The 22,706-nt window shown below is 53.0% G+C and carries 15 protein-coding genes; 4 read left to right on the forward strand and 11 right to left on the reverse strand.

The window, feature by feature from the left end; all coding sequences use genetic code 11:
- Nucleotides 1-226: 226 nt before the first annotated feature.
- From AC4G46_RS30465 to cidR, 3 genes are all read right to left on the reverse strand, one after another.
- Nucleotides 227-1,639 carry a DNA-binding protein gene (locus tag AC4G46_RS30465; RefSeq protein WP_491125912.1) on the reverse strand — a complete coding sequence of 471 codons (1,413 nt, stop codon included), beginning with the start codon at nucleotides 1,637-1,639 and terminating at the stop codon, nucleotides 227-229.
- Between the two features lie 142 nt (nucleotides 1,640-1,781).
- Nucleotides 1,782-2,063: an aspartyl-phosphate phosphatase Spo0E family protein gene (locus tag AC4G46_RS30470; RefSeq protein WP_221796503.1), complete on the reverse strand. Its 282-nt coding sequence runs from the start codon at nucleotides 2,061-2,063 to the stop codon at nucleotides 1,782-1,784.
- 112 nt (nucleotides 2,064-2,175) lie between these two features.
- Entirely contained in the window at nucleotides 2,176-3,096 is a 921-nt protein-coding gene (gene cidR, locus AC4G46_RS30475) for a cidABC operon transcriptional activator CidR (RefSeq protein WP_491125913.1), read from the reverse strand.
- 110 nt (nucleotides 3,097-3,206) lie between these two features.
- On the opposite strand from cidR, the gene AC4G46_RS30480 reads away from it, so the two are divergent.
- Both AC4G46_RS30480 and AC4G46_RS30485 read left to right on the forward strand, forming a co-directional pair.
- Complete coding sequence (locus AC4G46_RS30480) at nucleotides 3,207-3,578, forward strand: CidA/LrgA family protein (RefSeq protein ID WP_090716285.1); 372 nt, start codon at nucleotides 3,207-3,209, stop codon at nucleotides 3,576-3,578.
- A complete protein-coding gene (locus AC4G46_RS30485) occupies nucleotides 3,575-4,258 on the forward strand; it encodes a CidB/LrgB family autolysis modulator (protein WP_491125914.1) in 684 nt (227 codons plus the stop codon). Before AC4G46_RS30480 ends, AC4G46_RS30485 begins: the two co-directional genes overlap by 4 nt.
- A 118-nt stretch (nucleotides 4,259-4,376) precedes the next feature.
- On the opposite strand, the gene AC4G46_RS30490 is transcribed toward AC4G46_RS30485, so the two are convergent.
- Both AC4G46_RS30490 and AC4G46_RS30495 read right to left on the reverse strand, forming a co-directional pair.
- Nucleotides 4,377-5,345, reverse strand: coding sequence for a Gfo/Idh/MocA family protein (locus AC4G46_RS30490; RefSeq protein WP_491125915.1), 969 nt, complete (start codon nucleotides 5,343-5,345; stop codon nucleotides 4,377-4,379).
- 312 nt (nucleotides 5,346-5,657) lie between these two features.
- Entirely contained in the window at nucleotides 5,658-7,973 is a 2,316-nt protein-coding gene (locus tag AC4G46_RS30495) for an ATP-dependent DNA helicase (RefSeq protein WP_491125916.1), read from the reverse strand.
- Nucleotides 7,974-8,255: 282 nt separating this feature from the next.
- Between AC4G46_RS30495 and AC4G46_RS30500 the strand changes: the two genes are divergently transcribed.
- Nucleotides 8,256-10,127 (forward strand): LTA synthase family protein, encoded by a 1,872-nt coding sequence (locus tag AC4G46_RS30500; protein WP_491125917.1) that lies wholly within the window; start codon nucleotides 8,256-8,258, stop codon nucleotides 10,125-10,127.
- 106 nt (nucleotides 10,128-10,233) lie between these two features.
- Here the strand turns inward: AC4G46_RS30500 and AC4G46_RS30505 are convergent, their stop codons facing one another.
- Nucleotides 10,234-10,665, reverse strand: a complete 432-nt coding sequence (locus tag AC4G46_RS30505) for a MarR family winged helix-turn-helix transcriptional regulator (protein ID WP_068728622.1) — start codon at nucleotides 10,663-10,665, stop codon at nucleotides 10,234-10,236.
- 213 nt (nucleotides 10,666-10,878) lie between these two features.
- On the opposite strand from AC4G46_RS30505, the gene AC4G46_RS30510 reads away from it, so the two are divergent.
- Entirely contained in the window at nucleotides 10,879-12,573 is a 1,695-nt protein-coding gene (locus AC4G46_RS30510; RefSeq protein ID WP_491125918.1) for a methyl-accepting chemotaxis protein, read from the forward strand.
- Between the two features lie 771 nt (nucleotides 12,574-13,344).
- On the opposite strand, the gene AC4G46_RS30515 is transcribed toward AC4G46_RS30510, so the two are convergent.
- The 5 genes from AC4G46_RS30515 to AC4G46_RS30535 all read right to left on the reverse strand — a co-directional run bounded on the left by AC4G46_RS30515 (nucleotide 13,345) and on the right by AC4G46_RS30535 (nucleotide 22,510).
- Nucleotides 13,345-15,357, reverse strand: a complete 2,013-nt coding sequence (locus AC4G46_RS30515) for a putative bifunctional diguanylate cyclase/phosphodiesterase (protein WP_491125919.1) — start codon at nucleotides 15,355-15,357, stop codon at nucleotides 13,345-13,347.
- Between the two features lie 254 nt (nucleotides 15,358-15,611).
- A complete protein-coding gene (locus AC4G46_RS30520) occupies nucleotides 15,612-17,252 on the reverse strand; it encodes a hypothetical protein (protein WP_491125920.1) in 1,641 nt (546 codons plus the stop codon).
- Nucleotides 17,245-18,045, reverse strand: coding sequence for an ABC transporter ATP-binding protein (locus AC4G46_RS30525; protein ID WP_491125921.1), 801 nt, complete (start codon nucleotides 18,043-18,045; stop codon nucleotides 17,245-17,247). Before AC4G46_RS30525 ends, AC4G46_RS30520 begins: the two co-directional genes overlap by 8 nt.
- 166 nt (nucleotides 18,046-18,211) lie before the next feature.
- Nucleotides 18,212-21,679, reverse strand: a complete 3,468-nt coding sequence (locus AC4G46_RS30530; RefSeq protein ID WP_491125922.1) for an S-layer homology domain-containing protein — start codon at nucleotides 21,677-21,679, stop codon at nucleotides 18,212-18,214.
- A gap of 84 nt (nucleotides 21,680-21,763) precedes the next feature.
- The gene (locus tag AC4G46_RS30535) at nucleotides 21,764-22,510 is read right to left on the reverse strand and encodes a hypothetical protein (RefSeq protein WP_491125923.1); all 747 of its coding nucleotides are present in this window, start codon (nucleotides 22,508-22,510) and stop codon (nucleotides 21,764-21,766) included.
- Nucleotides 22,511-22,706: the final 196 nt, after the last annotated feature.

Consider the following 22,706-nt stretch of genomic DNA (forward strand, 5'->3'; position numbering starts at 1 on the left):
GGATTTTCGCTCTCTATCCCAACGTTTCCCGCCTCCTTGCTTTTAGTTAGGTTTACTAATAATTAAATACAATATTAATTAGGCTACCTAATTATATTTTCAAGCCCTGTCTTTGTCAAACACTGAATGCGCTATCAAGTTTTACAGAATGGCGAACGGGCGCCCACGGCCGCAAAACACAAAAATCCTCCGCTTAGTAAGCGGAGGAGCCGGTATACATCCTGAATCAGAAAGAGCGTTCTGTTACGCCGGAAAGCGGCCGTCCCTCTTCAGCGCTATCCTTCTGGGGGATCAGGCCCTGGATCAGCTCACTGTACTTCTGCAGCTGCTGCCCGGTTGCCTGTCCGCGGTTTGCTTCAAACAAGGCGACGCATTCAATCATATCCCTGGCGCTGTTCAGCTGAACGGCAGTCTTGAGACATTGCAGAATACAATTGACTCCCAACTGAGCCTGCCCGCGTTCCAGATAATATACAGCCAGCTGATAACCCAGCCGGTAGATGCGGTCAATATTAATATAATCCTTGAACTGGTCAAAGCCGGCCATCTCCCTGGAAAACCGCTCCAGCACATGGTCGACAGAGAAGCCGAAGCGGTTGGCAGCCTCCAGAATACTGACCAGACCCGCCAGTACTTCAGCAGGATAGTCAGCCAGGTAAGCCATATATTCCGGCAGAACGGCACTGTTCCCCTTCAGAAGCTCGAGCGTATAGCGGTTTCCGACGGCAAACGACCTGAACGCATCGACAAGGCGCACGCCCTCCTCATCCAGCATTTCAAACCAGCCGAGATCAGCATACATGTCTGTAAAAGTTATGGCCTCCCCGTATTTCCCCTGCTTGGCGAGTGAAGTGGCCTTCATCAGATGCCCCTGGGCATAATACAGTACTAGCGGCCGCAGCAGCTGCAGCCCCTCACTTCGCCTTCCGGCTTTCTTCCTGAGCTGTTCCCGGTAGATCCCGCTTGCCAAGCCTCTGAGCTCATCGGCATATTTCTCCATATCGCTCCACCTGTGCAGGGAAAAGCAGACATTGGCCAGCTTCAGCAGCCCTTCAAGCTGCAGATGCTCCGGGAGACGTCCGCGGAACGGCTCGAAAGCGATGACTGCCCGCAGCATGTCCTCCATATCGGCAACGGTTCCCAGCGCCTTGAAGATCCGGTACTGGCTGATAGCCATCCTTTCCGAATAGCTGTCCTGCTCATGCTCCACAATGATTTTATAGAAAGGTTTGGACTCCTGGATTTTTCCGCAGGCAAACAGCTTCTCCGCCACCGAATAGATGATATCCAGCGGCTTCTGATATTCCATCATCCGGTTTATGGTCTCGTCCACACACTGCTTCCTGCCACTGATGGCACAGCGGATCAAAAAAGGCTCCACCCTGCGCCGCGAGACCTTCGCTTCACTGAAGCATTCATCCACATAGAGCGGATAGAACCAGCCTTCAGGATATCCCAACGCCTCTGTTAATGTATCCAGCTGGCCCAGGGAGACGGGCTTGGGGGGATTGCCATGGAGAATGGCGCTCAGGCTGCCGCGGTTAAGGCCGGAAATTTTGGCAAACGAAGCTAGGCTGTGTCCGGAGCGGGACAGATTGTCCTCTATTTCAGAACGTAATGTTGTCAGCTTGTTCTCCACCCGGCACCCTCCTTAATAATGCGAATTAAACTTGTTTTTAATTCCATTATAGGTACTGTTTGTAGAAAGCACAACAAAACAGCCCCGCACAGGCGGGGCCTCCAATGACGCACTAAGTTATGGTGAACATGCTCAACCGGTATTACTGCTGAAGTGCAGACTTGCTTCTTACACGCTTACTTTTGGAGATGGTTCCGTAAGGGGCAGGTTCCTTCTGGCGGCTTCTCAGACCCTCCATCATTTTGTTCTGGGCCATAACAATATAACCGTCCAGACGCTGGCTCAGTTCAACTACCATATGATCACTGAGGCTGCGTTCCTGTGCGACCTCCAGCAGTTCACTTCTAAGGCTCTCTATAGTCAAAAAAAGCTCATCTTCTCGGTAATCGCTTCGATCTTCGTGGGAACCGCGGTAAAACTTCATAATCAGTCACCTGCCCTCTATCAACTTCTTTCCTATCATAAGGCATGATGCCAAAAAACATATTTTGAAAAAAAAGAAAAAAATGTCGATGAACTTACAGCTGGACTTACATTTATTTCATTTTAACATTTTTTCCCGGCGGAAGATAGAGCTCCCCCAGAACCTCCATGGTAAAAGCAATCCATTCCCGCGCCGCGAAGGAAAGATAGCGGTCCCTGCGCCAGATCATCCCCAGCTGCCAGGGGATAACCGGCTCAGAAAGCGGGATGACGGCAATCCGTGTCCGGTCCATATCCCGGCAGATCGTCTCCGGCAGCAGGGCAATGCCCATCCCGGCCTCCACCATCCGGCTGATCAGATCCCATTGCGAGCTTTCATAGACAACGTTTGGCTGAAACCCCGCTTTTACACACTCGGTAATAATCCGGTCATGCAGGGCAAAATCCTCGCGGAACAGCACGAACTCCTCTGCCTCAAGCTCCCCCAGCGCCACACTCTCCGCTGCAGCCAGACGGTGTCCGGCAGGCACCAGGAGCTCCAGCTTCTCCTCAACAAAGGTAAAGCAGTGAAACTTAGCCGTATCCGCCGGCAGCACAACCGCCCCGATATCCAGCAGCCCCGTCTCTACATCATCCGCTACCTTTTTGGCTCCGTCTTCATGCAGCCTGATGGTCACATCAGGATAACGCCGGTGAAACTCTCCGATCACTGCAGGGAAAAAGCTCGCCCCCACCATCGGCGGCAGGCCGATGCGGATATGCCCGCGCTGCAGCTTGCGCAGACCGTCCAGCTCTGTGGACAGATTGGCGAAGGACTCCACAATATTTTGTGCCTTGGCCAGCAGGATCTCACCTGCATCCGTCAGACGGATACTCTTCCCCTCACGGTAGAACAGATCCGCTTCAAGCTCCTCCTCGAGGTTACGGATCATTTTGCTGATGGTCGGCTGGGTGATAAACAGGGATTCCGCCGCTCTGGAGAAGCTCTTCAGCCGCGCTGCCTGCACAAAATACTGTAACTGTCTGATATCCAAATCGTTCACCTCATGCATAGATAAATGGAATGTCACTTATTCAATCTATTCATTTTACCTATGAAAATAATTGTTGTAAACTTTCAATACAATGAAAGGGGCGAAGCCTTATGAAAAAATTAATTATAGGCTTGCTGCAGGTTGCCGGACTTACGGTTTTCTCCATGCTTATTAATACATTGACTCCGCTGCTGCATCTTCCGGTTCCGGGAAGCATCATCGGCATGCTTATCCTGTTTCTGCTGCTGGAGGCCGGGGCAATCCGGCTGAGCTGGGTTGAGGTCGGGGCTTCCTGGCTGCTTGCCGAGCTGCTGCTGTTCTTCATCCCCTCCGCGGTCGGAGTCATGAAATATACCGGTCTGCTTGAGGTAAACGGCCTGCAGGTGCTGGCTGTTGTACTGGTCGGAACCTTTGCCGTAATGGCCGGATCGGGACTTCTGACAGGAGCTATCTATAAAGTAAAGGAGCGTAGAGGCTCATGATTACAGGAATGGTTCTGTTAGGAATCACACTGCTGGTCTATCTGCTGGCCAAACGGATCTACACAGCCAGCGGCAAAATGTACTGCTCTCCGCTCATTCTTACACCGCTGATCATCATCGGTATTCTGCTTGTGACCGGCGTTCCGTACGAATCCTACAATGCGGGAGGCAAATGGCTGACGGATCTGCTGCAGCCGGCAACCATCGCCTTTGCAATCCCACTCCATAAAAACTTCAAGGTGCTCAAAAAGCACGCCGCCGAAATTGCGGCTGGCGTGCTCTCAGGAACGGTTATTGCCGTGCTCTCCTCGATGCTGCTGGCCAAATGGCTGCACTTAAGCGGAGAGCTGGTTAACAGCCTGGTGCCCCGTTCGGTCACTACGCCGATCGCCATGAGCATCTCCCAGAGCATCGGCGGCGTTCCGAGCATCACGGCAGTCTTCGTTATCCTGACCGGTGTGCTGGGCACGATGATGGGACCTTCTGTCCTGCGCCTCTTCCGCATTGACAATGAAATTGCGCGCGGTGTATCGCTGGGAACCGCGGCGCACGGTACCGGTACCTCCAAGGCATTCGAGCTGAGTTCGCTGACCGGCACCATCTCAAGTATTTCGATGATACTGACCGCGCTTTTCTCCATTGGCCTTGCGCCGGCGCTGCTCACTGTTTTCCTCCACTAGGCCGACCCCGCTTGGGCCGAAGGCCGGCAGATCCGTTAACCGATCTGCCGGCCTTTTTTTAAAAAAAATAAATTCAAAAGTGAATCATCGAAGCGCAAGCCCCACTTTGCAGGGTTCTTTATAGCTTCACCGGCAGTCCGCTCTGTGCGGATTCGAAGGCTGCACAGGTCACCTTGAGCGTCTTGTACCCGTCCTCATAATCACTCAGGATCCGCGAGCGGTCACCGGTCCGCACAGCGTACAGGAACGCCTCGCTCTCTGTCAGATAAGGATTGCCGGAACTTACATGCTCCTTACTGTCGCCGCTGCGGACTTCCAGTAGACGCTCCGGATTCCAGTCCAGCAGCCCGTTATCGTTGTAGAAGCTGATGCCGCTGCGCCCTATGCCGCCCGGCAGCACGCAGGTGTTGGAAATATTCGCGATTACGCCGCTGGCCAGCTTCAGCGATACAGTCCCGACATCGGCTACAGTCACACCGTCATGCTTCTCATGCATAATCCGGTTGCCGAACAGGCCATACACCTCGGTCACCTCACCGGCCAGATAACGCAGCAGGTCAACAATATGGGTGGTCTGCTCCGTGAACTGTCCGCCGGACTGCTCCTGGTTGCGCCACCAGGCTACGCCCGGCATATCGCCCATCCACTGTCCGACGATCATGCCCACTTTATCCCCCTGCAGCGCAGCCTTCAGCCGCTGGATGTTCTGCTGATACCGGAAGTGGTAGCCGACCGAGGTCAGCAGATTCTTCTCCTTGATATCCTGCAGCAGGCTCGCCGGGATTTCCGTGCTTGATCCAAGCGGCTTCTCGATAAAGAACGGAATCTCCCGCTTAATCAGCGACCGCTCAATGGCCCCGTGCGACTGCGGAGGCACACAGATATAGACGGCATCAAGCTTCTCCGCGTCCAGCATCTCTGTTATTTCACCGTAGCCCTCCGCCCCGTAAGGACGGGCCATCTCTTCGCCTTTGGCCTTACTGCTGCCGCAGACGGCCTTCAGGGACACATCCTCCATCCCCGCCAGCAAATCCGCGTGTACTTTGGAGAACCAGCCGGTACCTACAATTCCGATATTTAGTGTCATGTCTTTTCCTCCTGTGGGTGCTATACAGTGGTCTGAGAAAACTATTAAATAGGCTTGAGCTGAAACTCCAGGGAATGTTTGGACTTCCGGCCGCTGTTATGTTTGGATTTCCTGATTAAAACTGCTATCTGCAGTTGAAATCCAAAACATAAAGGCGGATGCTACGCTCCTACAGTTCCAAACTTCCCCTCCGTTTCTGCTGCCTATTCAGATGTATTTCAAAAGCCCAGCTCTATAGCCGATTTTTTATTCCGCCTAATCTAAAAGTCTATTATAGGTTGTGATTCTATAATTAACAGTAATTATAAGCGCTTACGTGATCACAAGGTAGTCCTGCCACTCATCCGGAAGCAAATGGCGGTAGGGATGCTGGAGGAAACGGTCGTCGGCGAGGATAATAACTCCGTTATCGCTCTCGCTGCGGATCAGCCGGCCTCCGGCCTGCAGTACCTTGCACATGCCCGGGTAGACGTAGGCGTAATCGAAGCCGTTTTTGCCTGCGGCCTGAAAATAGCTGCGCAGCAGATTGCGCTCCAGCCCCACCTGCGGCAGGCCGACGCCCACAACCATCACGCCGTTCAGCCGGTCGCCCGGCAGATCCACCCCCTCGGAGAAAATCCCGCCCAGCACGGCAAAGCCGAGCAGTGTCTCCGGGTTGTCCGGACGGAACGAGGCAAGGAAGCCCTCCCGCTCCGCCTCGCTCATCCCGGTGCTCTGTACAAGCGTTGGCACCTCCGGATATTTGCCCTCGAACAGCTCATAGACATTCTGCAGATAGGCATAGGAAGGGAAAAAGACAAGATAATTGCCCTTCCGGGCCGTCATGCCTTTCAGGGCATCACAGAGCGGGCGCAGTGAAGCTTCCCTTTCCCGGTAACGGGTAGATACCGGAAGTACAGACACCTGCCACTGCTCTCTATGAAACGGAGATGGAACAGTGAGGCTGTAATCCTCTTCCCTTGCACCGATCATGTCCCTGTAATAAGAGAGCGGAGACAGCGTGGCCGAGAACAGGATCTGGCTGCGGAAGCTCTTGCCCATCTGCTGCAGCAGATGGGACGGGTCCAGATTGAACAGCTTCAGATACACATCCCCCCGCCGGACCTCGGCATAGGTGACGTACCGCTCATCGTAGGTTTTAAAGGTACGGAGCATATTCTGCACCACAAAATAAGTATCCAGCAGCCCCTGACCCTCTTCCTCATCCTCTCCCGGTACAGGAAGAAGGGCGGAAGGGGACAGCAGCTCGGCCTCCGCCTCCAGGGAAAAAGCCTCAAGCAGGCCGGGCAGCTCCTCCGGATACGTGCTCCATTGCCCTTCCCCGTCTTCACTGCAGCTTTTGCGCAGGGCAATGAAAAAGGCATTGACGTCTTTGGCCGCCGCGCTTAGCGCCTTGTTGACGGTCTTAAACTGCCGCTGCAGCCCAAGAAACGGTGCTTTGGTAAGCTCTGCTGAATACATAGCCCGTCCACGGTCAACCAGATTGTGGGCTTCATCGACCAGCAGCACTGTCTTACGCTTGCGCTCCTCCGGCAGCCGCTTCAGGCTGATCCTCGGATCATAGATATAGTTATAATCGCAGATCACTGCATCACAGGCATACGCGGTGTCCAGCGAGAATTCGAACGGGCACACCATATGCTTTTTGGCGTAGCGGGCAATGACCTCCTGGGTCATCAGTGTCTCATGCTCCAGTATGTCGAGCACCGCCCCGTTAATCCGGTCATAGTATCCTTCCCTGAAGGGACAGGATTCGCTGGTGCACAGCCCCTCCTCCCGGAAGCAGGCCTTGTCTTTGGCGGTCAGCGTCACGGCATGCAGCTGCAGGCCCTGCGCAAGCAGCATGCCGATGGCCTCCTGTGCCGCCAGCCGGTTAACAGTCTTCGCTGTCAAGTAGAACAGCCCCGCCGCATTTCCCTCCCCCAGGGCCTTGAGTGCCGGAAAAAGCGTGGACATCGTTTTGCCGATCCCTGTCGGCGCCTGGGCAAACAGATTGACCCCCTCGGCAACCGACTTGTAGACGGCTGCTGCAAAGTGCCGCTGCCCGCTGCGGTAGGCGGGAAAAGGAAAGGCCAGCGCGCGGATGCTGCTGTCCCGCTGCTCCTGATGCCGGACCAGCAGCTCCGCATACGGGGCGTATCTGGCAACGGTATCGCCCGCGAATGCCTCCAGCTCCGCTGCTGTCATTTTCCGGTACAGGCTCTGCTGCTCTTCCCCGCCGCGCCGGACATAAGTGAGCTTCACCGTGATATCTGTGAGCCCCAGATCCAGGCAAAGGATGTGGGCATACATCAGGGCCTGCGCCCAGTGCACCTCTTTGCCGGCAAAATCCGGCTCCAGCAGTTCTCCTATAGATTTGATTTCTTCTACTGTAACAGTCCCGTCCTCCCCGGTCAGCAGACCGTCACAACGCCCGTCAATGATAAACTTAAGCCCCCCGTGGACGATTTCTGTCTTGAGGTAGACCTCTTTACGGTCGCCTTCCTTATATTGCTTCTGTATATGCTGATGAATGCGCGTCCCCTCGGCCATTGCCGCACCGCTGCTGAACCCCGGCACCAGGCTGCCGCTGCTGAATACATATTCGACCAATGATCTTACTGATATGGAAATTTCCGCAAAATGCATTTTTTTAAGCCTGCCCCCATTCTATCGCTCGCCCTTTTTGGCGTGAACCGCCGTTTTCCTGCTATTTCCCCCGTATGTTTGAATCTGAGTAAGATAATATCCGGTTCACGGACTCGCATCATTTATTACGCAGTCCAGTGAGGTTATACGGCATTTCTGTTTTTTGACATTCACCTGCCAGCGCTGCATAATAAGGTCTATTAATATAGGAATTCTCTTGTCCAAGCGCTGCATCCTCCCAGCCGGGAGCGGCGTTTCATCTCTTAGAAAGAAGGCGAAGCTGTGTCATCCCTTACTATTAAACGGTGGGTAGCCAAACCATTCGTGTTTTTTACGCTTATTTTTATACTCAAAAGCTTCCTGGCCTGGGGCGTTATCTTCGGGGATCTGTTGTCCTGGAAATCACTGATAACGGAAATCCCCTTTATCTGGGCCCTGTTCTGTCTCATTGAGGCCTTCGCCTCCAAACGGAAGCTCGGACTTTACATGCTGGTCAATCTGCTTGTTACGGCAATCTTTTTCGCAGCCATTATGTACTTTAAATATTACGGCGTTATCGTCACCTACCAGGCGGCTGAGCAGGTTAATCAGGTTACCGCTGTACGCAATAGCGTCTTTTCCCTGATGGACCCGTATTATCTGCTGATCTTTTCCGATATTATCATCTTTGGCATTTATTTCTTTTTCAATAAGAAAGGCCGTACTTATAAAAAAGAAAAGATTAACCGCCGCAGCGGCAATTCGAAATTCTCCTACAGTCTGTTGTTCGCCCTGTCGCTCGGTCTCTGCCTGTTCAATGTTTTGCCTAATAAGGCCAGCATGAACGAAATCAAGAAGGCACAGGAGATGGGTATCCTTAATTATGAGGTCTACGCGATTTTTGCTCAAGACAAACCGGAGCTGGTTAAGGCCAGTGAAATTACACAGGACGTTATCAATGAGGTAAAAGGAATCGATCCGGCGGCCGTCTCCCCGTTCCAGGGTGCAGCCAAAGGCAAGAACCTGATTATTATCCAGCTTGAATCATTCCAGAACTTCCTGCTGGGGCTTACCATCGACGGCAAAGAGATTACGCCTAACCTGAACAGCCTGATGAAAGACAGCCTGTATTTCCCTAACTTCTATCAGATGGTCGGCCAGGGTAATACCTCGGATGCGGAATTTGTAGTCAACTCTTCCTTCTATATTCCGCCTAAGGGTGCAGCTACGATGTCTTATGTCGATAAAGAGCTGCCAAGTCTCCCGCGCCTCCTGCAGGCCAGCGGCTATCAGACCGCCACCTTCCACACCAATGACGTGGAATTCTGGAACCGCGGAGAGCTGTATAAAGCGCTCGGCTTCGAGCACTATTATGACCATAAGTTTTTCGGGGATGAGGATACATTCTTCTTCGGACCGTCCGATGAGGTGCTCTACCGCAAAACGGCCGACAAGCTGAAGGAAATGGACCAGGACGGCAAGCCGTTCTATGCTCAGGTCATCTCCATGTCTGCCCACCATCCGTTTACGATTCCTGAGGAAAAATATCAGACAAAGCTGCCAGAGCGTTACGAAGGCACCTTTGTCGGCGACTATATCCGCTCACAGAATTATGCTGACTACGCGTTCGGGCAATTTGTTGAAGAGCTGAAGGCCAGCGGCGTATGGGATGACAGCCTGATTATGGTGTACGGCGACCACATGGGTCTGCCGATTTATTCCCTGGATCATGACGATAAGCAGCTGATGGAAGAAATCTACGGGCATGAGTATGAGTACGCCAACATGCTGAACATTCCGCTCATGATTCATGAGCAGGGCAGCCTGCAGCCGCAGACGCTTGAGCAGGTCGGGGGAGAAGTGGATATTATGCCAACCGCTGCGAGCCTGCTCGGGGTGTCGCTGGACAGCACCATTCATTTCGGCCAGGACCTGACTGCCCAGACGTACAATTTGTTGCCGCAGCGCTACTATCTGCCGACCGGCTCCTTCATCGCCAGCTCCGGGCTGCTCATTCCGGGCAACAGCTTTGAAGATAACACGCAGTATATTCTTGCTTCCGGAGGGCAGGCTCCTGCCGGAACAGAGGATGAATACAACCGGGCGCTGAGATTGCGCCAGCTCTCAGACAGCTATGTCACGCAGCTGCCGGATAGAGCGCCTGCGGCAGAATAGATTAAAGCGAGGAACAATAACAAACAGCCAGGCTCCGGTGATGGAGCCTGGCTGTTTGTTATTTCGCTGTTTGTATTCAATAAATAAGCCGGAGACCAGACTGTCATTACCGCTCCTGCTTCTCGAGAAGCGTATAGTATTCAGCGAACTTCTCCAGTTCCTCCGGCTTCAGGATCGCCAAATGCTCGGTCAGCAGAACCAGCGAGCGGTTCTGTGCCTCCTTGAGCAGCTCCTCACCCTTTACGGTAAGCGTCACTGTTACGGCTCTGCGGTCATTCTCATCCTGCACGCGGGCGGTCAGGCCAAGCAGCTCCAGACGGTCCAGCATTACCGTTACCGCGCTCGACTTCACATCGAGCTGCTCTGCCAGCTGGATGACCCGCGCCTTCTTCTCACGGGCAATGATATGCAGCAGATGAAATTGCGGCACCGTAAGGCCGATTTCTTTATGCAAAGACATCTGCGATGTGATTTTACGCTGTACTCTCCACATGGATAATCCCAGGGCTTCAATCAACGGATCAATTTTCTGTGCCATCCCTCTCACTCCCAGTCCGTTTGTCCTGCTTCAAGCGTACCATTTTAAGCGGGGCGGATTCAATCTTTTTGCCTTAACCCTCAAAAATCCACCCTTTTCCGACACAAAAATACTATATTCTTGCTAATGCCCCGCGAACATTGTTGCGCTATAATCGTAGCAGTGATAATAAATATCACCTATATTAGAGAGTCAGGACTGGTGGTGCAAACAATGAAATTGGCAACAAAATTAACTTGGATGATGCTTATCGTATTACTTCTCGTCGGATCATCCATCGGGTTCTTCGGATACCGCGCTGCGTACAAGCAGTTAGACGAAGCTGCAGGTATAGAATTGGTAGGCTGCGCCAATATTACAACCGGACTCGTCGATCCTGCTGATATTTCGGCTCTGGCTGCAGGAGATACCAGCAAGCTGGCTGCCATCGAAGACCGCATCGGCTGGATCAATGACCATAAACCGATTTTTAAAGAAGCCTTCATTCTGTCGCTGGACGGTACGATTCTCGCGGCTGACGCCAACCTCAAAGAAAGAGGATATAAAGCCGGCGATCCGTTCTACTTCGCGGAAGAAGACAAAACGATGATTACCACCATGAAGCATTCCGCATACTCCAAGGTTTATACCTATCAAGGTACCTCGCTCAAGACCGGCTATGGCCCCATCTATCAGGATCATGATCCCACAAAACCTATCATTGCTCTAATGGCTATCAATTTCGACGGTGCTCTCGTACAGGAACGGACACAAGATATTATCCTTCAGCCCTTCATCATCGGCGCATCGATTCTCGTTATCGCTATTATTGCGGCATACATATTTATCCGGAGAACCACCAGACCGCTGACCAGACTCTCCGGCTCGGTTAACACGGTTGCCAAGGGTGATCTTTCGCATGAGCCCATTCTGTTCAAAAGCAAGGATGAAATCGGTACGCTGGCCCGGGATTTCAATGATATGACAGCCAGTCTGCGCAATCTCATCACTCAGGTCAACGATACGTCGATGCTGGTCGCCTCCTCTTCACAAGAGCTGTCCGCCAGTGCACAGGAGACCAACCGGGCCGGAGAGCACAGCGTCAATGTCACTATTGATCTGGCTGACGGTGCCAACACCCAGCTGCGTAATCTGGAGGGCAGCTACCGCTCTGTGCAGGAGATGTCGCGGTTCATTACGGAAATTGCCAGCACTGCCGACAGTGCAATGAACACAGCTGCAGGCAATGCGCTCAAGGCCCGCAACGGGCGTGAATCCATGGATTCTACCACCTCTCAAATGCAGGTCGTAAGCGAGAGTATCAGCGATCTGTCCGGAATCATCGAAACACTGGGCAGTCATTCCAAGGAAATTGAGAGTATTGTCGGCACTATCTCCAGTATTGCCGAAGAGACCAACCTTTTGTCACTGAACGCGGCAATTGAAGCTGCCCGGGCCGGCGAGGAAGGACGCGGCTTTGCCGTAGTAGCCGGCTCCGTACGCAAGCTGGCTGAACGCTCGGCCAGCTCCGCTGCCCAGATCGGCGAGCTGGTAAGCCAAATCGTCAGTCAGATGGACAAAGCCGGAGAGACCATGAGACGCTCCACCGATGAAATGGTGGAGGGCAAAGCCATGATTATTGCTGCCGGCAACTCATTCTCGGAGATTGAAACCTCCGTATCCGACATGTCCTCCCAGAGCCAGCAGATTTCCGAGACCGTCCGTGATCTGGCTCTCATCTCCAGCGATCTGGTAGCTGCGATCCAGAGCATCGTGGCTGTCTCCAACCAGACTGCCGAAGGCGCAGAGATGCTCTCCGCTTCCTCCCAGGAGCAGCTTGCTGCTATGCAGGAGGTGGAGGCTTCCGCCGCCTTCCTTTCTTCGCTGGCGGAGAAGCTTCAGGTGCTTGTTGAGAACTTTAAAATATAGGATTTGTTATAAATATACTAAAAGAAAGCTATCTCAAGTGAGGGCCGCGACTGCGGGGAATGTTTGGACTTCCGGCCGCTGTTGTCTGCAGATTTCTTGATTTGACCGCTATTCGCAGTGGAAATCCGCAGACAAAGGCGAACGCTAACGCTCCTACAGTTCCAAACTTCCCCTCCGCCGCTTTCACCATGAATCTTTTAGTATAACACCTATAAAGAATCCCCCTTTAATGTGGGGGACAGAAAAAGCAGCAAGTCCTGGAAATGGACTTGGCTGCTTTTTTGGTTACTTTTAAATGACTTGGAGAGGGTTCCCCGCAGACGTTACCGCTCCTTAAGCGCAGCCCCCTACTGCCACTCTCCCGCTTGCACACTTGGAAGCTCAATCTAACTAATTGGATTTTCGGCACGTAATTCCGGCTTTTTTTCGCATTTACGACTATTAGGTGGAAAAAGGGCATCTATTTCGGGTCATTTATCGCTCTGGAGGCGATTACGGCAAAATTAAGTGGCGTTTTTCTATATATTTCCCTGCCGGCAGCGTTTGTCAGAGAATTAGATAGCAAAAATCCAACTAGATGTGGGGGAATCACAGTGGGTCGAGTCGCTACGGATTCACCAGACCGTTTTGCCCTAGAAAAGGGTTAAACACAGACTATTCCCGTAGGGGCATACATAAACAGCCTTATATCCGGCCAGTAAACAGTTAACGCGGCAATCCGCTTTCTTAGCAGATTGCCGCGTTAACTGGAGCAGCAGCATTATATATGATCTAGGCCGTGTTCTCGATAAACCATTGGCCCAGCTCATTCACCGGCATCGGGCGGCCGTAGTAGAAGCCCTGCATGACCCTGCAGCCCAATGACTGCAGCAGCTCAATCTGCTCGGGTGTTTCGACGCCCTCGGCGACTACCTCCATATTGAGGTTGCTGGCGATGGCGATGATATTGCTGATGATGGCTTTTTTGGAATGCATTTTGCTCTTGCGGATAAACACCTGGTCGATCTTGAGCGTGTTGACCGGAATCTCATCAAGATTTCCGAGTGAAGAGAAACCGGTTCCGAAGTCGTCCAGAGACACGCGCACGCCGATATCCCGGAGCTTGGACAGCTGGGCTACCGTCTCCTCCATATTGTTCATGGCAATAGATTCGGTAATCTCCAGCTCAAGAAAATGCGGCTCAAGACCGGAGCTGGCGAGCGCCTCGGAAACTACATCATACAGGCTTCCGTTCTCGAACATTCTTGCCGACATATTAATCGACACAGGCACATTTGCGATCTGGTCCTTATGCCAGCTCATATTCTGGACGCAGACATCCTGCAGCATCCAGTAGGTAATCGGTACGATCAGCCCGGTCTCCTCGGCAATCGGGATGAATTCTGCCGGGGAGATGATCCCGTGATCCGGATGCTTCCAGCGCAGAAGCGCCTCAAGGCCGACAGTGACATTCATCAGAGAGTCCCATTTAGGCTGATAGACCACCATAAATTCCGAGCGGGCAAGCGCCTTGCGCAGATCCTTCTCCAGCGACATGCGCCGGAGCTGATAGCGGTTCATCTCCTGGTCGAACACACTGAACTTGTTCTTGCCGGAGTCCTTCGAAGTGTACAGTGCCGTATCAGCAGCCTTCATCAGAGCCGAGCGGTCCGTGCCATGCGCCGGTGTCATACTGATGCCGACACTGGCCGTTACATACAGCTCATTGCCTTCAATGCTGTATGATTTCTTGAGCTCCTGCAGAATGTGCAGGGCCTCCTCCTGGGCGTTCTCTATACTGGAATCCGGCAGGGCAATCAGAAATTCATCGCCGCCGAGCCGGAACACCTTACCTTTGGTACCTACGCATGTTCTCAGCCGGTCTGCAACCTCCTGCAGCAGCAAATCGCCGATATCATGCCCGAGTGTATCATTAATCGATTTGAAACGGTCCAGGTCCACAAAGAACACTGCTCCCGGATTGTCCCCGAAGAACTCATCCCTGAAATAGCGCTCCAGACCATGGCGGTTCGGCAGCTCCGTCAGCGGATCATGATAGGCCATCCGTTCCAGCACATGCCGGTCAAGGAAGACTGCCCCGCCGGAGATGGCCAGCATAAACAGGGTTACGAGGGATACGCCGGTCAGCAGAATTACATCTGTCTCCATGACAACAGGCTTGGCGCCGTTCCATCCGCCATATTGAAAATGGCTTGTTCTAAGGCTTATATAATGCATACCGGTAACTGCGAATCCGATGAACAGGGCGGAAGCGAACTTCCAGCGCCGGCTGAAATACTCCTGTTCCCGGAACCGCCGAAACAGAAAAATACCGATGTAAGATGCCAGCAGGGCTATCAGAACGGAAATCCCCTGGGCAAGCGGCTCATAATGCATCTTGCCTTCAATCTCCATAGAGGAGATCCCGATATAATGCATCACGGAAATCCCTGCACCCAGAATCAGCCCGCTAAGTGTCAGCCGCCACATCCTCTGGCGGGGTACAGTCGCAATCCACAAAGCCCCGAAGCTGCAGAGCATGCTGACCAGCAGGGATAAGACCGCCCTGCCCGGACGGTAGCCGATTTCAAACGGGAAATGGGTAGCCATAATACCGACGAAATGCATGGCCCACATTCCGCTGCCGAGTACGCATGCTGCTGACATGAGCCAGAGCCGGCGAATTCTTCCTGTGGACTGGGGAACCTGGGCAATCAGGTTAAGCGCCGAATAGGCTGCAGTAACAGCAAGTGCAAAAGATAGTAAAACAATCCAAGTATTATAGTGGGTTCCCATTTGATCCATAGTTGACCTCTTCACCGGTTATATTATCATTATCGTTGAAGCTCATTCTCAAGTACAAAAATCTATTACGAATATCAGATAAACGGAAGAGTGTATAGAGATTATAGAATGCTATGAGAAGTAACTTTAGCTGTATTCTACCTTGTATTTGCTATACTGTCTAAGTAAATACTGGAACTTAGACCCTTTTTTCGAAGGCGGCAAAAAATGTCCATATTTGTCCGTAGCTGCGGGGTTTTCCGGGCTGGCAGCTATTATCCCCCCAGCTCCGCCCGGGGAAAAGAAATGCGCCAGATCCACCAATTGGCGATTACCAGAACTGGAGCATAGATGTAAATTCCAAACGGAATCAGGCTGACCACATAATGAAGCCCCGCCAGTCCCATCAGAATAAACATCTGCACAAAGGCGCTCCCTGTAAAATCCTTTTGTCTGGCAGCGCTGTACTGCTCCGAGAACGGCAGTGACTTCGGCAGAAGACGGAAGCACAGCACCGAATACAGCAGCAGGGCAGGCAGCACGATAATCAGGTGCGGCAGAAAGCGCAGGCCGAATACCCACAGAAAAATGGCCCCTTCAATGACGAAAAGCGGTATCAGCAGCCGAAGGATAGCCGCCTTGAGCATTCCCCGGTAGACCGGTGATAATCCGGGCAGCGGAATCGTCTTGTAGATCCAGGCCGCCCGGTAGCTTGTAGAATATCGCAGCATCTGCACAGCGGTCATCATCAGAAGCGCACAGAAGTAAATGAACAGGAACGCCTTGGTGTTGCGCAGCTCCTCCAGACCCCCGCCGCCCCACAGGATATTAAAGATGAAGATAAACGGCAAAATCATGGACAGGCCGAAGGTAGGGTACACCTTGAGCTTGAAATCACGCTCATTACGCATCATTGACCAGGTGAAGCGGAAGAACAACGCTTCCTCCTTGCCCTGGCAGAAGAGCTCTGACAGCCGGCGGGCCATGTTTCCGCTGTCCTTCCCGGCCCCCTCCTCCGATGCCAGCTTTTGCAGGCTCCGTTCAAACATCGGCATAAGCTTGATATACACTGCAAGCAGCAGTACAGGAACCACCAGGGCCAGCACGGACATGACGGTCAGATGAACCGAACGGTCCCCGCCCAGCAGGAGCTCGAAGGGTGAAGCAAACCAGGCCGGGGCCAGCAGATACTGCCACCAGGCCGGTTCATAGGACACCGTCAGATCGGCCAGATTGAACAGGCGGGAGACCAGCTGATAGCCTACCGCAATTCCGATGGACAGAATGATCTGTACATAATTAATGATGTCCTTCAGCTTTTCCCCGTCAAAGACCCGCAGAATCAGTAAATAGATCAGTGCTGTAATGACAAGGATCAGGCAATCCATCAGAATGACGGCCGCAGCATAGATAAGGAAGAAAGCGATTCCCTGCTTGAACAAGGAAACGATCAGCGAAGGCCCCGTAACCGTTAATGTTAAAGTAAGCAAATAGATGAGGATATGTAAGCTCTTCGCCATATTCAGCGTCCGGCGGTCCACCGGCTTGGAGAACAGGATATTCTTATCCCGTAAATCCAGCATTACGGAGGAAAAGTCTGAAATCAGTGTCGTTGCAATCATAAACATCAGAATGGCGAAGGTAATACTCATAGAAAAGATATAATTGCCGTCCTGCACGACGAAAAGGATCAGCATCAGTCCAAGCAGCAGATAAATCCACTGTATACGGAAGGGCGAGCCTTCTGCGGTAGTCTGCTTGTTGTCCTTCCCACCGGCCAGCACAGTCGGGGTACGCCTTGCGTCCATCGTCAGTTTGACCTGCAGAATGCTGCGCAGAACGGGGTAGTCAACACCGGTTCTCCGGAGTATACCCTGCAGCCGGTCAAGCAGCTTCAGCACATAAAATTCAGTCATTGGAATCACCTTCACCAATAACTGCAACGAATTCCCCGGCAATATCCCGGAAACGGTCAAATCCGGTCAGCTCGTTGAAAATCCCTTCAAGCGAGCCTTCGCGGCTTTTCTCCTTCAGCTCGGCAAAGCTTCCGTCCGCTACAATGTCCCCGCCGTTAATCAGGATGATCCGGCTGCTGATTTTCTCAACCACGTCCATAATATGAGAGGAATAAAAGATCGTCTTGCCGCGGGCGGCCAGCGAAGCAAAAATCTCCTTAACGATCATTACACTATTGGCATCCAGCCCGCTCAGCGGCTCATCAAGGAACAGGATATCCGGATCATGCAGCATGCTTGAGATCAGCAGCACCTTCTGCCTCATCCCCTTGGAATAGGAAGCAATCCGCATATTGAAAGCATGCTCCAGATTAAGCAGCCCCATCAGCCGCTCTGCCTTCTGCTCGGCATCGGTCCGCTTCATCCCGTAGAGTTCGCCGATAAAGCCCAGGTATTCTTTGGCGGTCAGGCTATCGTACAGTTCGGCAACCTCCGGAACATAACCGATCCGTCTTTTGTAAGCAGCATCACCGTCTGAAATATCTCTGCCAAAAATCCGGACCGTACCCGTGTAGCCTTCGATCAGACCCAGCATAATCTTGACCGTGGTGCTCTTGCCTGCCCCGTTCGGTCCGATATAGCCGATAATCTGGCCGGGGTAGACCGCAAGATCGATTCCCCGCAGCACCATTCTGTCACTATAATTCATCCATAGGCCTTCAATTGAAATAACCGGTTCTTGCGCATGATTCATGAGTATAGAAGCTCCTTTCAGCAGCCGTAATAGGAAATGTCCCAGACAGGTTTCCAGCAATATTCCTATTCTACCAAAATTCAACTTAAGCGGGCTATTATAAATGTACACAGCAAAAAAGGCGGCCGGAGGCCGCCTCACTGCTCTTTTACTGCTATTGATCGGGTTACTGTGACAGCAGGTTGTAGATAACCTGGGCCGCCTGGGCCCGTGTCGACAAGCCTTGCGGATCGAGCTTGCCGTTATTTCCTTCAATGATTCCGCTGGCCGTAAGAGCCTGCAGCGCCTCCTGAGCATAGGCTGCAACCTGCTGGGCATCGCTGTAGCCGGACAGCCCGGCAGATGCCGTACCTTCAGGCAGCTCATTCAGGATCTTCAGAGAACGGTATAGCAGAGTGAACAGCTCCTGCCGTGTAATCTGGTCATCCGGTTTAAACCGGTTATCCCCGGAACCTGTCGCTACCCCCAGCTTTTTGGCTGCGGCCAGATAGCCGGTGTAGTAGGTATTACCGGCGTCCGCAAAATTAAGCGCACCGGCATCCTCCGGCGCAATGCCGTAAGCTTTTAGCAGGAGAACTACGAACTGGCCTCTCGTAAGCGCAGCATTCGGGCTGTAGTTATTGGCATCCGTGCCGGAAGTGATGCTTCTGGCTGCCAGATAGCCGATCGCCTCACTGTACCAGGAGGACGACGCTACATCCGTAAAGCTGACCGGATTATATCCGATGATATATTGCGAGAAATGAGTTGTTACAAAATCTGCGTGGCCGGAAGCTGCCTCATAATGGCCGCGGACAGTCTCCAGGCTGCCTTCAGGAGTAATATAGTAGATAATTACAGCATGGGCAGCTTCGCCTGCCTGCAGTGTATAGGCAACGCTAACCTTAACCTTGCCGCCGCCAAATTCACTAACATTGCTGTCCCCGGCTTTTACCGCCAGGTCATAGACCGGTCTGTCCCCCAATACCGCTTTGCCCTCTTCGCTCAGGGATACCTTGGCAATGGTAATGCTGATGTCCCCAGCATCGGCTGCTCCGCTGATCGCTGCTGCGGACTGGGCATCAAAGGTAATCGTACCTACGCTCACATAATTGATTTTGATGACCGCATTTGTGCTTTCGGCAATGGCATTAAAGGCGCTTCTTGGCAAAGTCAGCTCAGCCGTCTGTGTCCGGGCTGATGATGCCACCTCAATCTCCAGGACAGCCCGCTTGCCTTCAGCCTCTGCCTTTTTGGCGCTATCTGCAAGCTGCTGCACTTCAGCCGCAGTAAGTGTTGCAGCAGTAACACCTGTCGATTCATCCGTGGTTACTGCAGCTTTGGCTACTGCGGTTACCGTGTTGCCGGAAGTAGTTGAAGCAGGGGCCGGAGTTGCTGTAGGGGCTGGTGCTCCGCCTCCCGAAGGGTTACTACCGCTGGAAGGCGCAGTATATGCCGGAACTACAACCTCTGCAATCTTACCTGCTTTGTATCCCTCTTTGGCTGCGTATCTTACGTTATAGGTTCCCGGCACAAGGCCGGTAATTTCCTGGTCTGCAGCATAGACATAGCTTGTAGCGGTAGCCAGCTTGTATTCCTGGGCAGCTGTCGTGCCGGTGATGCGACCGTCCTTATTCTCGGCAGTGGTCGGTGCAATACCGGTTAAGCCCGCTGGCGCCTCCTGCTCTGCAGCATACGCAGGTACAACTACCTCAGTGATCCGGCTCGCGCCGAAGCCTTCCTTGGCTGCATATCTTACTTCATAAATACCGGGGACGAGCCCGGTGATTTCAGGTTCCGTTGCATATACATATTCTGTCACTGTGGACAGCTTATACTCCAGTGCCGCTGTTGTACCTGTAATGCGGCCGTCCTTGTTCTCCGGCGTAGTCGGCGCGATGCCGGCAAGACCGGTCGGTGCAGCCTGCGTACCGTAGGCCGGAACCTCAATAGCGACCGATTCTCCCGCCCCGTAGGCAATTGCGGTTGCACCGTCTACAGTAGTCGGTCCCTGATATCCCGGCTTGGCAGCATATCTGACCAGATAGGTTCCCGGTGCAAGGCCCGTGATGGCTGCTCCGGTTACAGCAGTGTATACTGCGTCCGTAACACTTCTGTATTCCAGTGCTTTGTTCAGAGTGCCTGTAATCTGCCCGTCGGTAGCTCCAGCTGAAGTAGGGGCTGCTCCGCGCAGACCGGAAGGCACGGCTTCAAGTCTGGAGAAAATGCTGTTCAGTGCCTTAACCGCATTATTATATCTGTGGCCCGCAGGATAGGTAGTATTTCTGGTATCCACATAACCCGGCTGGATGTTCTCCCAGCTGTACATCAGCTCCACATGTCCCAGAATAGGAGCGCTGCCGCCTTCTGCATTCTTGTTATCCTTATTGTACGTGAACAGGAAAGGAACCTGCAGTCTGTCGCCCGTAACCGTATTGCCGTTCGCATCCACATAGCTGATGACCGAAGGCTTGGCTGCGGTATTGTTCTCAGTCTTGATGTTAGTCAGATAGGCCTTAACCAGATCTACATAGAGCTTGGCATAGGCATGATTCGTTGTCCGGATTTGCAGCTCATTGTTATTGTGCGGGTTGGCGCTGCCTTTGGTCCCGCTGTTGTTGCCGGATTCGGCAACGGTGACACCGGCATCAAGCTTCGTGTCGAAGAAATAGATTTTATCAATGTTATGTTTTTTGGCATATTCATTGATGTATTTAATGATGGCCTGTGTATTCGGGCACCAGGAGCCGCCAAGCAGTATCGCATAATTGCCCTCACTGGCAAGAATCTGCTTCAGCTGGTGATACGTCACATGCTCAAACACAAGGTCTCCGTCGGCCGCAGTGAAGATCGCCGGCTTGCCTTCGTTCTCACCCTCATAGTTCAAGTTGAAGGCCGCCTTGATGTAGGCCGATTCGTCAATTACGTTATAAGTGCTGGCAGCGCCGAACACCTTGCCCACCCGGGCTTTGTACGCATTGACCTTGGCCTGGTCCAGCGAGCCGCCGGTCTGGAAGTCACTCCAGGAGTTGCTCTCGTTCAGATAAGCCACAATAGGCGCCTTATTCCCGTTTGCATCCACATTGTTTTTGTTGTAAATGAAGAGGAAGGGGGATTCGATTTTGTTAACCGTAACCGTCTCGCCCGCCTTGTTGACATAGCTTACATTGTGCTGCGGGTCATTTTTATCGTACAGATTGAGGTTTTTCAGATATTTATTGACCAGATCCACATATTTGTACGCAAATTTATTAGAGCTGTCTGCAATATTAAGGCTTTCACCGTCCAGACGGGTGTCGAAATTATAGACGGTGGATACCCCGTATGCCTTGGCCGCCTCATTGATAAAGCCGATCTCGGCCTGGGTCTGCTCACTCCACGCACCTCCCACCAGAACCGCGTAATTCCCTTCACTTTCAAACAGATGGACAATATCCTCATAGGTTGCTGTCTTGAAAACATGATTCTCATCATTCAGGTGCTCATATACGTTGTTAAAATAGTTATAATGGCTCACTTGCCCTGCGGATGCGCTGTTCAGAACTGCTTCCGCCTGGGCCGCAGGCTCTGCCTTTGCAGCGTGCACCGGCAGAACCAGCAGGGAGGCTGCCAGGAGCAGCGACAGTATTTTTTTGGCTTTTAAAGGTCGTATCATGTATGCACCTCATCATTTGGAATTGGATTGCAGCTCATCTGAAGCCGGGCCGGAGATTCAGGACGTAAGCTTTGCCTGCAGAGCTTACGGGCAAATCTCTTCCTCAGCTGCAGGTGCGGCTGCCGGGGCAGCGGCTGGTGCGCTTGCCGGCTCTGCCGGTGCGCTGACTGTGCTCGGCTCAGCCGGTGCGGCTGCCGGGGCAGCGGTCGCTTTCGCCTTCACCACTTCCGTGGTGGAGAATGTAACGGTCTTGGCCGGAGCTGCTGGTGCAGGTGCAGCCGTTGCGGCTGGTGCAGGCGCCGCGGTTGCAGCCGGCTGGGCAGCCTGGGCTGTGGCCTTATTGCTCGGCGCTGCAGTGGCTTGCGCCTTTGCAGTCTGCGGCTTAGCCGGAGCTGCTGCGGGCGCAGCCGTTGCGGCTGCCTTCACCGGAGCTGCTGTCGCTGCTGCGGCAACGGTCTGCGGCGCTGCGGTCGCAGCTGCCTGCTTCACCGGGGCAGCAGCCGGGGCAGCTTCAGCAGCCGGCTGGGCAGCTGCCGCAGGTGCTGCAGGTGCCGCTGTGGCCTGCGGCTGCGCAGCTTCAGCAGCCACCACCACCGGCTGGGCGCTCTCCGCCGGGGCTGCCTCAGCGGCAGCCTGCTTCTCGGCAACTGGCGCTGCCGTTGCCTCAGGCTCCGGCGCGCCTGCCGCCGGAGCAGCAGCTGTAACGGCTGCCGGGGCAGCAGCCTCGGGAGTAGCGGCAGCGGAGGTCTCATCCTTTGCCGACACCGCCACAAAAGTTAGGGCAGAGAACACTACAGCTCCCGCAACAATAGCAATCGTAAGTTTTTTCATAAGTGATCCCATCCTTCTCTTCATAGTAGTTTAGTTCCAGAGCAACAAAAAAAGATCCAACATACAGACGCTTAGCTGCGTCTCATGCTGAATCTCCGGCGGTCCAGTCGATTCCAGAATCACTTGCAATTAAGTTCCATATTATTCATGCTCCCATCTCTTGTCAATTAAAATTTTATTTTTCATACTGGTATTA

The sequence above is a fragment of the Paenibacillus sp. fava2 genome (assembly GCF_058313675.1).